This window comes from Taklimakanibacter deserti (assembly GCA_003574785.1).
This window is the reverse complement of sequence record QORU01000003.1, coordinates 344,587-356,928: the sequence shown is the minus strand read 5'-3', so window position 1 is coordinate 356,928 and position 12,342 is coordinate 344,587. Positions and strand designations below refer to the sequence as shown.

Below are 12,342 nucleotides of genomic sequence, written 5' to 3'. Positions count from 1 at the left end.
GAGCTCCTACACTACCAGCGTGGATCCCTGCCCTCGAGATCGTCGTCAGGATGGCATTCATTCCGTTGGTCGAAGGAGAGGGCCGTGACATAGGCAGCCGATAGCGCTCTCCGATAGAATTCGAGCGCGTCGCCGAACGGCCGGGCGAGGCCCACGACATTAACTTTCGGGCATTTCCACCTGCGCACCAGCGGGAAGTAGATTCGCGCTATCGTTTCCATTGCCACCTCCTCGATCGGGATTGCCCTGGAGAGTGATGCGTCGCGGGCTGAAAGTCCCAATGATGAACCTGAAAAGTCCTGAAAAATGCTGGCGGTGCATTCCCCGGCGGCCTGCGCTACACTTTACCTGGGGCGGGGAGGCCTTGTGGACGTACGGTTCGGACCATATCGGCTGAGACGGCGCGAAAGGTGTCTGGACGGCCCCGACGGCCGCCTCGATATCAGCGGACGCTCGTTCGAGCTGTTGGACGCTCTATTGCGGCATCCGGATGAGCCGGTTTCAAAAGCTGAACTGTTCGACGCCGTGTGGCCGGGATTGGCGGTCGAAGAGAACACTTTGCAGGCCCATATCTCGAACTTGCGAAAGACATTGGGCTCTTCGATGATCGTTACCGTGCATGGTCGTGGCTACAAATATACCGGTCCGCAACCCACGGCAGTTGAAGATGACGGCGCCGCACCACGCACTCCCTTACCTTCTCCCGCGCGCTCGGCTGCCGACCGCCCCCCGGCCATCGCCGTGCTGCCATTCGCGAATTTGAGCGGCGACCCGGGTCAGCAATATTTCAGCGACGGAGTCACTGAGGACATCATCGATCGCCTGTCGAGATACCGCATCCTGTCGGTCATCGGTCGCCACTCGTCATTCGCCTTGCGCGGCAGCGACGACAACTACCGCGACCTCCGCGACAAGCTTGCGGCCGACTTTGTGGTGACGGGCAATGTCCGAAAGGCGGAAAACCGCATCCGTGTCGCCGCACGCCTGACTGATGTAGCAACCGAGCGGGTGATCTGGGCCGATCACTATGACCGTCCCCTCGCCGATGTCTTCGCTCTGCAGGACGAGGTGGCCAGCATCATCGCAAGCACTTTGCTCGGCCGGGTCGAGCTCGAAGTCGCGCAAAAATCAACTCCGGCAGAGCCGCGCAGGCTGACGAGCTATGAGCATGTGCTGAAAGGAATATGGCACTTCAAAAAGCTTACGCCTCAGTCGAACGCGACCGCCGCCGAGCACTTCACCAAGGCGGTTGCCGAATTCCCGGAAAATGCTGAGGCTTACCGGGGGCTTGCAATCTGCGAAAACAACAGATGGTTTTTCGATTTTGACCACGATGGCCTGGTAAATGGCCTGAAGTTCGCCGAACGCGGCATCGAGCTGGATGCCACGAACGCGATGTGTCAGTGTGTCCGCGGTTTCTGTCAGATGTATCTGGGCGATCTTGCGGCTGCAGTCGAATCCTACCACAAGGCCGCGTCCCTCAATCCAGGCGACCCGCACATTCACGTGGAAGGGGCTCTTTTGCATGTCTATCTGGGGCGATTGACCGTCGGCAGGGACTACTTCGCCCAAGCCTTCAAGCTCAATCCGCTGCCGCCGCTCTGGTACGGGGAATTCGTGGGGGTCCTTCATTTTGTCGAGAGATCATATGAGAAGGCCTTGCCGTCTTTCTTGGCCGTTCCCGAGGGCGCATGGGACTGCATGTATGCGCTCGCCTGCCTGGTCCAGCTCGGCGACCTTGCACAGGCGCGCGCGCTCATTCAGCGTTATAGCCACCGCCAGTGGGATTTCCTGAAGGGCGCTGCCGCCGAGCCGTTTGTAAATCCTGAACCCCGCCAGCGCTTGATTGCGGGATTGCAGAAGGCGCTCGACGCCTAGGCCGCAGCACAACCCATGCCTTAAATGCCGGCTGGGCATTCCCGACCGGGCTGCGCTACATTCTTGCGGGGCGCGGGATAGCTGCATGGATGTACGGTTCGGATCATATCGGCTGAGGCGTCGCGAAAGATATGTGGACGGTCCCGACGGCCGGCTCGATATCAGCGGGCGTTCGTTCGAGATACTGGAGGTCCTCCTGCGGCATCCGAATGAGCCTGTTTCAAAAGCCGCATTGTTCGACGCCGTGTGGCCTGGGCTTGTGGTCGAAGAGAACACGTTGCAGGCCCATATCTCGAACTTGCGCAAGATATTGGGCTCTTCAATCATAGTTACCGTCCATGGTCGCGGGTACAAATACGCCGGCCCGCAACCCATGGCCGCCGGGGACGACGAGGCGGCACCAGATGCTTCAACTTCCGCACATTTGGCCGCCGATCGCCCTCCGATCATCGCGGTACTGCCATTCGCAAATTTGAGCGGCGATCCTGGCGAGCAATATTTCAGTGACGGCGTTACCGAGGACATCATCGATCGCCTGTCGAAATACCGCACCCTGTCGGTGATTGGTCATCATTCGTCATTCGCGTTCCGCGGCGGGGAGGAGCAATATCGAGACCTTCGCGACAAGCTCGCAGCGGACTATGTGCTGTCGGGCAATGTTCGAAAGTCGGATGGCCGCATCCGCATCGCCGCCCGTCTCTCTGATGTTGGAACCAAGCGCGTAATCTGGGCCGATCGTTACGATCGGCCTCTCTTGGATGTTTTTGCCCTCCAGGACGAAGTCGCCAGCATCATCACAAGCACTTTGCGTGGCCGCGTGGAACTCGAAGTCGCCCGGAAATCAGCACCGGCGGAGCCGAGCAGGCTGACAACCTATGAGCATGTGCTGAAAGGAATTTGGCATTTCAAAAAGCTTAACCCTCAGGAGAGTTCAGTTGCCGCCGAGCACTTCGCGAAGGCAGCAGCCGCGTTTCCCGAGAACGCTGAAGCTTACCGCGGGCTTTCATCCTGTGAGATGGTCAAATGGTTCTTCGATTTTGACCGGGATGGCTTGTCGAAGGGCTTGAAGCTCGCCCAACGCGCCATCGAACTTGATGCCACGAGTGCGGGCTGTCACCGCGCGCGGGGCCTGTGCCAGTTGTATTTGGGCGACATTGCCGCTGCAGCCGCATCCTATCACAAGGCGCTGTCCTTCAATCCCGGCGATCCGCACATACTCGTAGACCTGGGTAATTTGCACGCGTATTTGGGACGATTGCCGGTCGCCAGAGATTACTTCGCCCAAGGCTTCCGCCTTAATCCGCTGCCTCCGCTCTGGTACGGGGAATTCGTTGGCGTAGCTGATTTTGCCGACGGGTCATATGAGGAGGCCCTGCCGGCGTTTCTCGCCGTTCCCGATGGCGCGTGGGACTGCATGTACGCGCTCGCTTGCCTGGGACATCTCGGCGACCTTGAGCAGGCGCGCGCGCTCATTGAGCGCTACAGCCCTCGTCGATGGGACTTCTTCAGGGGCGCTGCCGCCGAGCCATTCGTCGACGCCGAGCCGCGCCAGCGTCTGATTGCGGGGTTGAAGAAAGCGCTCGATACTTAGGAGAATGAGGCGGGGTCCAACGGCAACCCCTTGATTTATTCCTCAAAAGGAATATTATTCATTCGATGGAATGGCCCGTCGAATACACGGACGAGTTTGGAGAATGGTGGGGACACGCTCACCGAGGCAGAACAGATCAAGGTAGCGGCTCACGTCCAAAAATTGGAGCAAAGAGGTCCGAACCTGCCGTTTCCATATTCGAGCGGTGTGAGCGGTTCGCGCCACAGCCATATGCGCGAGTTGCGAATACAGAGCGGTGGCAAGCCTTTGCGGGTCTTTTACGCCTTCGATCCACAGCGCATGGCGATTTTGCTCATTGGCGGTGACAAGACCGGTGATGACCGCTTCCACGATCGGATGATCCCGGTGGCCGATGCTCTCTATGACGAGCATCTGGCAGAATTGGAAAAGGAGAAAAGAGATGGCAGGTAGACGCTCCTTCGCGGAATTGCGCGCACGAATGTCGCCCAATGCCAGGGCCAAGGCTGATGCCGAAGCACGGCGCCTTGATGAGGAAATGGATCTGGCGGAGGTGCGCCGCGCACTCAAGCTGTCGCAGGAAGAAATCGGGCAAACGCTTCAGATCGGGCAGGGATCAGTCGCCAAAATCGAGAAGCGCACCGATATGTATGTCAGCACACTTCGTCGTTTCATCCAGGCCATGGGCGGCGATCTCGAGATCGTCGCGCGGTTTCCCAACCGCACCATCAAGATCACGAACTTTGCCGAGCTCTCGCAAAAGATGCGCGCGACGGACACATCACAACATCTCAATACAGGTCTGAACGAGGACTGAAATCTAGGATTTCCGGCCGCTAATCCCCTTCAGCATCGCGACGATCTGATCGCGGGCCTTCTCGAGCTCACTCTTCTCGCCCGACATGAACAATCGTCCGGAGGCACCGATCATCTGGCAATCGACCAGTGTCGCGCCTGGCGCGATCTTCTCCGCCTCGTTCGCCGCATGCGCCGCGAACAGCGCCGGCACCACCTCGATCAGGAGCAGCGACTCGCCCGGCATGATCATCGAGGCCTCGCGGTTGCGGTTGAGGATCACGGCATGGCTGTCGGTCACCTCGCTCACGATCTCGGCGAACAGCAATTGCGGCTTGAGCTGGTCTTCGGCCTTCTGGCCGATCGCCCTGAGCACCGCCGCCCCGGCCCGGTCGACATGGTCCATGTCGAAGGAATGCAGCTCGAGGATGCCGAACTGCCTTTCCGTATAGAGGATGCCGGGCTCGGCCTCGGGCACCGTCTTCAGCGCCACATCGCTTACATGATGGATGGCGAGCGCCGGCGCGATCTCGATGATGAGCGAATGCATGCCTTCGAGCGGCACATAGCCCCTGGCACGGGTCGGCGATCCCATATAGGCGGCGAACTGCCGCCTCAAGGATGAGAGCTTGAGATAGACGCGGAGCTCCGCCACGGCGGGCTGTTACTTCGAATTGCCGAAATGCTTGACCACGTCGGGATGGGGACGCGGGATTACATGCACCGAGACGACCTCGCCGACATTGCGCGCCGCTTCCGCGCCCGCTTCCGTCGCCGCCTTGACCGCGCCGACATCGCCCTGGACCTGCACCGAGACGAGCCCGGCGCCGACCTGCTCGCGCCCGACGATCGTCACATTGGCGGCCTTCACCATCGCGTCACCCGCGGCGAATGCCGCCACGAAGCCGCGCGTTTCGACAAATCCGATTGCGTTAGACATGCTGTCCTCCTTTTCGCAAACTTGACCAGATCAACTTTTCTTCGTCTTCCGCTGGGCCTGCTCGTCGAGAATGCCGATGACCAGCGCATCGACGACATTGTTGCTCTCTTTGAACCAGGCCTTGGCGACCGAGCCTTGCGTGACCAGCACGCGCTCGCCCACACCGGCGCCCAAGGGATCGAAGGCGATCATGCGCTCATCCATCTCGTCTTCTTCCTCGACGGCGATTTCGAGCAAGGCGCCGCCCGGCAATTCGCTGAGCCGCTTCGTTGCCCATACTTTGCCGACCACAATTCCGGTTTTCATGTGCGGTCCCTCACGATTTCAAGCTTCACCTCGCGCGCCTTGTCGCGCGCCAGCGGCGTCACCACGACGCCCTTGCCGATGATGAGGCGGTCGCTGGTCTTGCCGATCTCGGCGACCATGGTCTCCGTCACCACGCCTTTCGATATCTGATGCGCCGTGCGCTGTCGAACCGGCACCGCCGATGCCGCACTCGCCCCACGTTGCGCGAGTCCGAGTCCGATCTTTCCCGAAAGGATGCCGACCCTGACGTCCTCCGGCGCCTGCAGGAGGTCGCGGGCGAAAGCGGTGAGGTCGCTGGCATTGTCGATCCTGACGTCGACGCTCGGCCGCTTGGGATCGAGGAGGGCCGCCCGCAACCGCGTGAGAAGGGTGCCGCTCCCCGTTTCGGGCCGCGCCTTGCCGGCGGGCAATAGCTCGCGCAAGGCGTCGCGCACCAACTGCCGGATCTCGTCCGAGGATATGCCGCTCATGCCGCCATCCTCGTCTCGAGCGCCTGCTCGGCCGCGCGCGCCGCCGCCCTGATATTGCTCTCCTCGCCCGAGAGATAAACCCGGCCGGTGGCGCCCATCATGCGGTAGTCGACCACTTTGATATTGGCGGCCTTCTCCGCCTCATTGGCGGCGAGGATCGCATAGGCGGCAGGCTGCATCTCGAGCACGAACAGCGATTCACTTGGCAGGATCATCGAGCCGGACTTGTTCCGGTTGATCAGCAGCGCATGATAATTGTCGACGCGCTTCACGATCTGGGAGGCGAGGATCTCCGGCTTGAGCGCATCCCTTGCGCTGGCGCCGAGCTCCTCCAATATGGCATCACCCGCCGCTTTGACCGCGGCGGTCGAATGCGAGTGGAATTCGAGATAGCCGAACTGCCGCTCCACCACCAATATGCCGGGCTTCACATCGACGGTCTTCACCGCGATGTCGGTCAGGGGCTCGATGTCGAGCCCCGGCGCCACTTCGATGACGATCGCCGCCATATTGGCCCGCGGCAGGAAACCGCGGCAGAACGAGCCCAGATAGCACATGGTGCCCGGCTGCAGCTGATCGATGAAGATATAGGAGCGCAGCTTCGCCATCAGCGTGCGAGCTCCTTCAGCTCTTCGAGGATGATGCGCCGGATCTCGGCGCGGATATCGTCGGCGCCGCTTGAGGACTTCGCGGCAGCCGGCGATGATGCCACGCCCGGCGGATGATTGCCGAAATCATAGTCGATCTCGCCCTTGGGTGGCGTGCCGATGCGCGGCTTCTCCAGGCGATCGGTCGCGCTGAAGGACGGCATCTCGATGGCACTGTCGCTGTTCCAGGCCATGTTCACCCACTGCACCAGATGCTGGGGGCCGACATTCTCGGAGACCGAGCTTCTGCCGAAATAGCCCGTGCCGATGGTCATGGTCGGCGCCAGATGGGTCTCGAAGCCCGAGGCGCCGAGGCTGTTGCCGACATTCACGGCTATGCGCAGCACATTCATCTCTTCGCCGTAGCGCAGGATGATATCGGGATCGCGCGCATGGATGGCGGCGGAATGCCCGCCGCCCGAGCGCCGCGTCATGGCGCGGCAGGCGATCATCGCCGCATCGCGGTTCGCCGCCACATAGAGGCCCAGCACCGGGCACAGTTTCTCGCGGCTCAACGGATAGTCGTCGCCGATCCGCTCGAGCGGCGCCACCAGCACCTTGCTGCGCGGCGGCACGCGGAAGCCCGCCTTTTCCGCGATGGCCTCGGCCGATTTGCCGATCAGCGCGATATTGAACTTGCCGTCCGGAAACAGCGTCTTTTCGAGCTGATCGCGCTCGGCATCGCTGCACATGTGACAGCCATTGCGCTTGAGTTCCTGCGCGAGCGCCGCTGCGACCGCGCCATGGGCGATGACGGCGCTCTCATTGGTGCACAATATGCCGTTGTCGAAGGCCTTCGACTCGGCGATCGCCTTGGCGGCATGCGCCACATCGGCGGTCTCATCGACATAGGCAGGCACATTGCCCGGCCCCACCCCGATCGCCGGATTGCCGGAGCTGTAGGCGGCGCGCACCACCGGCGTGCCGCCGGTCGCGAGGATCACGTCGATGCGGTCGGATTTCATCACCGTCTCGACGATCGGCAGCGACGGCTCCGCGATGACCTGGATGACGCCGTCGGGAGCGCCTGCCTCTTCCGCCGCCTTGGCCATCAGCTTTGCCGCATCGGCGCAGCAGGCCTTGGCCATGGGATGGGGCGAGATGATGATGGCGTTGCGCGTCAGGAGGCACAGCATGATCTTGTAGAAGACGGTCGCCACCGGATTGGTCGAGGGGGTGAGCGCGAAGACGACGCCGGCGGGGCGCGCGATCTCCAGGATCTTGCGCTCGGCGTCGCTCCTGATGCCGGTGAAATCCTGGTCCTGATAGAGCTCAAAGAGCCCACGCGAGCAGGCCTGGTTCTTGATCACCTTGTGCTCGACGACGCCGAAACCCGTCTCTTCCACCGCCCATTGGGCATAGCGCTGGGCCGCGGCATGGCCCGCCTCGCCGGCAGCCTTGGCGATCCGCAGCACCTCGGACCGGCGATAGCCGGAGAAGGCTTCCGCCGCCCAGCGCGCTTTCTCCACCATTTGCTTGGCATGGAAGCTGGTGAAGCCACGGTCTTCGAGAAGGGGATGGATGGCCATGGACCGAGATTAGGCCGGCACGCCAGCGGGCCGCTTGACACCACATTTGGCCGGCTTGACATCAGTCGTTTCTAATCAAATCAGGGACAATTTAAATTGTGTCACGGCATCATCTAGGATGATATTATCTCGTCCCCTTTTTAAGGAATTAATTTTCGGCAAAGTTGCTTCCTCCGCCGATCCATGCGAGGCTCGCCGCCATAACAAAAGGCTTCCAGATGCAGCCTGGGGAAGACAGCGCCCATCCCGGCATCCTCGCTTCGGCCGCAACCGGTCTTGCCGACCATGTTGCGCGGCTGGGCGGCGATATCGACTGCGTCTGCGGCGAGGCCGGCGTCGATCCGGCTTGTGTGGGCCAGCCAACCTTGAGCCTCGAGCTTCAGGCCTTCTGCGCGCTGTTCGAGGAAGCCGCCCGCAACACCCGCAATCCCAATTTCGGCCTGTGGTTCGGCAACAGCTTCAAGCCGCGCGATCTGGGCCTCATCGGCTATACCGCCGTCTCTTCCCCCACGTTGGGCTCCGCGCTCGAGAATTTCGTCGGCCTCTTCGCCCTGCACCAGCAGTCGACCCATATGGCGATCGCCGATGCGGGTCAGGGCCTCGTCCGTCTCGAATATCAGATCCGCATGCCCGACATCCTGGCGCGCCGCCAGGACGCCGAGCTCTCGCTCGGCATGTTCCTCAATATCATCCGCGAATGCTTGGGGGCCTCCTGGGCGCCGGAAGAGGTTCATTTCGAGCATCCCAAGCCCGAGGCTTGGCGCGAGCATGAGAGCGCCTTCGACGCGCCGGTCTATTTCTCGCAAGCCACCAACGCGCTCGTCTTCCGGCGCGAGCTCTTCGTCCGTCCGATGCCGGCGCCCGATCTGAAGCTTCTGTCGATCACCCGCATGTGCCTGATGAGTGTGGGCACGAAGCCCCTCCCCCGCCAGACGCGCAAGGACCAGATCAGGTCGGCGATCCGCTGCCGGCTGGCGGACGGCTATCCGGCGCTCGAAGCGGTGGCCGCAGCCGTCAAGGCGACGCCCGCCGCCATCCAGCGCGAGCTCGCCCGCGACAATCTCAATTACAAGGATCTGGTCGAGGAGACGCGCCGCGACCTGGCGCTTGTCTATGTGCGCCAGCGCGAATTGCCCTTCTCCGAGATCGCCTTCCTGCTCGGCTATTCGGAATTGTCGGCCTTTTCCCGCGCCTTCCACCGCTGGACCGGCACGTCGCCGCGCAATTATCGGGCCCAGCAGACAGCCTGAGTGATTTTCCCGCTTGACTTTGACACTATGTCAAGCCCGCAGAAGCTTTCCGAGTTGGTTGGACCGCGGAGAAAGCCTCGATGTTCAGGATTGGTGAGTTCGCCCAGATTGCCCAGGTGTCGGCAAGACAGTTGCGGCATTACGACCAGTTGGGATTGCTGCGTCCCGACCATGCCGACCCCCGCAGCGGCTACCGCTATTACAGCATTCGCCAGCTGCCGCGCCTGAACCGCATCCTGGCGCTGAAGGAGCTCGGCCTCTCGCTCGAGCAGATCGGCCCGCTGCTCGAAGAGCAGATATCGCCCACGGAACTGCGCGGCATGCTCACCATGAAGCGGGCGCAAGTCGAGCAGTCGCTGCGCGCGGAAGAGGCGCGCTTGCGCCACATCGAATCGCGTATTGCGCAAATCGATCACCAGGGCGGGATCGAAGGCTATGACGTCGTCGTCAAATCCGTGGCGGCGACGCCGTTTCTCTCCTTGCGGCGCTCCTTCGAGGGCATGGAGGAGGTCGTGCCCATGGTCCGCACCATTGCCGAGGAAGGATTGCGGCAGATTCGCCCCGCGCTCCGCGACAAGCTCATCGTCGTGGCGCGCAATGATGGCGAGGACGAGAAGCTCGATCTCGAGATCGGCTACGCGCTCACGCGGCTCTCGAACGCCACCATCCGCCTGCCCGGCAATGCCCTGCTGACCGCGAGCGAGCTTCCGGCGGTTGAGAGCATGGCGACCATCGTCAGGGCCGGAACCAATGCGGTGAGCCATTCCTCTTTCGCTGCCATCGGCACCTGGATCGAGGCCAACCGCTACGAGATCGCAGGCCCCTGCCGCGAAGTCTTTCTCGAGCCGGTCGTCGGACAGCCCGGATTTGAGAAAGCGCTGGTCGAAATCCAGTTCCCGGTCCAGCGCGCGGCTTAAGCATCGGACCGAAAAGTGCGAAGCGGTTTTCGGATAATCCGATGCGCAACAAAAAGACAGCGCTCATCGCTGTTCGATATTCACAACCCATGAGGAGTGGAAAATGAAGATCTATGGTGTGCCCCTGTCGGTTCATACGCGCAAAGTGATCGTCGCCGCGCGGCTCAAGGGTATTCCCTTCGAGCTTGAGACCGTCATTCCTGTCATCCCCGGCAATCCGCCGTCAAACTGGCGCGAGATCAGCCCGACCGGCCTCATCCCGGCGATCGAGGACCAGGGCTTCCGCCTTGCGGATTCGACCGCGATCGTCGCCTATCTCGAACGCAAGCATCCGACGCCGGCGCTGCTTCCCGCCGATGACCGGGAATATGGCGCCGCTCTGTCGCTCGATGCCTGGGCAGGCTCCGAGCTGTTTCGGGGCGTGATACATCCCCTCTTCCATAATCAGATCGTGGCCCCGAAGATCCGCAATGTTCAGGGAAACCAGGTCATGATCGATGCCGCGAAGAACAAGGCCGCGCCCGAGGCCTTCGCCTATCTCGAAAGCCTCGACCCTGAGGGTTATCTGGTCGGCGGCAAGCTGACGATCGCCGACATTGCCGTCGTCTCGAACCTGATCCTGTTCAACTATCTGGGCTATCGGATCGAGCCGCGCTTTCCCAAGCTCAATGCCTATTTCCGGCGCCATCTCGAAGAGCCGGCACTCAGCGGCGCCCTCGGCGATGAGAAGCCCTTTGTCGACCAAATGGGCCTCGATCGCAGCTTTCTTCAGTGAAATCCCGAGGCCTGCGACGGGCCTGTGAAGATCCGTGGCAATTAAGGCTTCCGCGTCAGGCCCAGGAGGGCTGCTGAAAGTATGACGATCATGGCGAAATAAAGGGTGCCCAGCAGCGTTTCGTGGAGAAATATGGCGCTCTCCTCATAGACACGCCGCGGATCGCTGGCGAAATGGAGCAACAGGTCGGTGCAGGAGAAGCTCGGTGTTTTGGCGAGAATTGCCGCGGCATCCGGTTTGAGTACTGACCCGATGACCACCCGGCCTGTTCCGACCTCGCAAGACCAGAGCTGCGACCAGTGGAAATAGGCGATCACCAGTCCGATGCCGATAAGGAACAGGGCGACGGTCACGACCGGCCGGCTTTTCTGCGCGAACCATTTTCCCGCGAACAGGATGATGAAGGCGATGACGGTCGTCGCCAGGAGCTTCCAGTTGAGCGCGCTGCCTTGCAGGGCGTGTCCAGGAGGCTGAAAGATGAGGCCGGTGAAGATCGCCGCGAGCGCCACGGCATAGCGGCCCGCCTGCTGCCAGAGGGCGAGAAGCCTTTTCATCCAATACCGATCTCGATCTTTTCTTCGGGCTGCCGGCCCCAGATCGTCCGCGTCATCTCGCGCCGCACCTCCGGCTTGTAGTTGCGCATTTGAATCACGCGGATGATGTAATGTCCGGGCGGCACGGAATCTTTCGTCGGCGTCGTGAGATCCCTGAAGACCCTGAACGGCGGACCGGACGTTCCGGCGCCAAGCATGTGAAAACTGATCTCAAGCCCATTGACGGGTTTTCTGCTGTAGGTCGTGATCGTGTCGACCTCGACGGAAATGTCGCTGCTCTCGGCACCCCATTGTATCTGGAATTCGATGCTCCAGAGCTTGACCTTGATGTCTTCATGGGTGATGCGGACATAGTTCGTCACCTTGCCCGGGTCGTCCTCCTTGACCGCCTCCGCGAGCAAAGTGACATCATAATCGAGCATCGCGGCATAGAATTTCGAGACCTGCAGCCTGGGCAGGAATTCAAAGAGCCGCCCAATATCGCCATCGAGCTCCTTGATCCATTCGCCCTCGGCGCGCTCCGCGAAACGCGATGCGAGCTCTTTCGTCATGCCCCGCAGACGATCGCCAATGCCGGAGAGCGTTGCCGTGTCTATGAACTCCGGCTTTTCTTGCGAGCGGGCACCCTCAGCCGCAAGAACTATCCCTGTTGCAAGGAAGACAACCGATCTCCGATTGATCAGACCCCTCATGCGCCGCCCCTGATCATTC

At 61.4% G+C, this 12,342-nt stretch carries 16 protein-coding genes; 7 read left to right on the top strand and 9 right to left on the bottom strand.

What is annotated here, in order from left to right; translation table 11 throughout:
- Positions 1–11: 11 nt before the first annotated feature.
- Positions 12–221 carry a hypothetical protein gene (locus tag DS839_RS36355; RefSeq protein ID WP_162918371.1) on the bottom strand — a complete coding sequence of 70 codons (210 nt, stop codon included), beginning with the start codon at positions 219–221 and terminating at the stop codon, positions 12–14.
- Between the two features lie 145 nt (positions 222–366).
- Here DS839_RS36355 and DS839_RS07835 point away from each other — a divergent pair, with 145 nt between their 5' ends.
- The 4 genes from DS839_RS07835 to DS839_RS07820 all read left to right on the top strand — a co-directional run bounded on the left by DS839_RS07835 (position 367) and on the right by DS839_RS07820 (position 4,265).
- Positions 367–1,878 carry a winged helix-turn-helix domain-containing tetratricopeptide repeat protein gene (locus DS839_RS07835; RefSeq protein ID WP_162918370.1) on the top strand — a complete coding sequence of 504 codons (1,512 nt, stop codon included), beginning with the start codon at positions 367–369 and terminating at the stop codon, positions 1,876–1,878.
- A gap of 85 nt (positions 1,879–1,963) precedes the next feature.
- Positions 1,964–3,469 carry a winged helix-turn-helix domain-containing tetratricopeptide repeat protein gene (locus tag DS839_RS07830; RefSeq protein ID WP_119269730.1) on the top strand — a complete coding sequence of 502 codons (1,506 nt, stop codon included), beginning with the start codon at positions 1,964–1,966 and terminating at the stop codon, positions 3,467–3,469.
- A gap of 96 nt (positions 3,470–3,565) precedes the next feature.
- On the top strand, positions 3,566–3,901 hold the full coding sequence (locus tag DS839_RS07825; RefSeq protein ID WP_368911331.1) for a type II toxin-antitoxin system RelE/ParE family toxin: 336 nt from the start codon (positions 3,566–3,568) through the stop codon (positions 3,899–3,901).
- 28 nt (positions 3,902–3,929) lie between these two features.
- Positions 3,930–4,265 carry an XRE family transcriptional regulator gene (locus tag DS839_RS07820; RefSeq protein WP_368911329.1) on the top strand — a complete coding sequence of 112 codons (336 nt, stop codon included), beginning with the start codon at positions 3,930–3,932 and terminating at the stop codon, positions 4,263–4,265.
- Positions 4,266–4,268: 3 nt separating this feature from the next.
- Here the strand turns inward: DS839_RS07820 and DS839_RS07815 are convergent, their stop codons facing one another.
- Genes DS839_RS07815 through DS839_RS07790 form a run of 6 tightly spaced genes read right to left on the bottom strand, consistent with a single transcriptional unit; the run spans position 4,269 to position 8,135 of the window.
- Positions 4,269–4,898 (bottom strand): microcompartment protein, encoded by a 630-nt coding sequence (locus DS839_RS07815; RefSeq protein ID WP_119269728.1) that lies wholly within the window; start codon positions 4,896–4,898, stop codon positions 4,269–4,271.
- A 9-nt stretch (positions 4,899–4,907) separates the two neighbouring features.
- Positions 4,908–5,183, bottom strand: coding sequence for a BMC domain-containing protein (locus tag DS839_RS07810; RefSeq protein WP_119269727.1), 276 nt, complete (start codon positions 5,181–5,183; stop codon positions 4,908–4,910).
- Positions 5,184–5,213: 30 nt separating this feature from the next.
- Positions 5,214–5,489 carry a EutN/CcmL family microcompartment protein gene (locus DS839_RS07805; RefSeq protein ID WP_119269726.1) on the bottom strand — a complete coding sequence of 92 codons (276 nt, stop codon included), beginning with the start codon at positions 5,487–5,489 and terminating at the stop codon, positions 5,214–5,216.
- Positions 5,486–5,959, bottom strand: a complete 474-nt coding sequence (locus tag DS839_RS07800; RefSeq protein ID WP_119269725.1) for a hypothetical protein — start codon at positions 5,957–5,959, stop codon at positions 5,486–5,488. Before DS839_RS07800 ends, DS839_RS07805 begins: the two co-directional genes overlap by 4 nt.
- Positions 5,956–6,567, bottom strand: a complete 612-nt coding sequence (locus DS839_RS07795) for a BMC domain-containing protein (RefSeq protein WP_119269724.1) — start codon at positions 6,565–6,567, stop codon at positions 5,956–5,958. Before DS839_RS07795 ends, DS839_RS07800 begins: the two co-directional genes overlap by 4 nt.
- On the bottom strand, positions 6,567–8,135 hold the full coding sequence (locus DS839_RS07790; RefSeq protein ID WP_119269723.1) for an aldehyde dehydrogenase family protein: 1,569 nt from the start codon (positions 8,133–8,135) through the stop codon (positions 6,567–6,569). Before DS839_RS07790 ends, DS839_RS07795 begins: the two co-directional genes overlap by 1 nt.
- 218 nt (positions 8,136–8,353) lie before the next feature.
- On the opposite strand from DS839_RS07790, the gene qhpR reads away from it, so the two are divergent.
- The 3 genes from qhpR (at position 8,354) to DS839_RS07775 (ending at position 11,077) form a co-directional block, all read left to right on the top strand.
- Positions 8,354–9,385, top strand: coding sequence for an AraC-like transcriptional regulator QhpR (gene qhpR, locus DS839_RS07785; protein ID WP_119269927.1), 1,032 nt, complete (start codon positions 8,354–8,356; stop codon positions 9,383–9,385).
- Positions 9,386–9,465: 80 nt separating this feature from the next.
- Positions 9,466–10,302 (top strand): MerR family transcriptional regulator, encoded by an 837-nt coding sequence (locus DS839_RS07780; RefSeq protein ID WP_119269722.1) that lies wholly within the window; start codon positions 9,466–9,468, stop codon positions 10,300–10,302.
- Positions 10,303–10,405: 103 nt separating this feature from the next.
- Entirely contained in the window at positions 10,406–11,077 is a 672-nt protein-coding gene (locus DS839_RS07775; RefSeq protein ID WP_119269721.1) for a glutathione S-transferase family protein, read from the top strand.
- A gap of 41 nt (positions 11,078–11,118) precedes the next feature.
- On the opposite strand, the gene DS839_RS07770 is transcribed toward DS839_RS07775, so the two are convergent.
- On the bottom strand, positions 11,119–11,631 hold the full coding sequence (locus DS839_RS07770; protein WP_119269720.1) for a hypothetical protein: 513 nt from the start codon (positions 11,629–11,631) through the stop codon (positions 11,119–11,121).
- Entirely contained in the window at positions 11,628–12,182 is a 555-nt protein-coding gene (locus DS839_RS07765; RefSeq protein WP_119269719.1) for a hypothetical protein, read from the bottom strand. Before DS839_RS07765 ends, DS839_RS07770 begins: the two co-directional genes overlap by 4 nt.
- Positions 12,183–12,342: the final 160 nt, after the last annotated feature.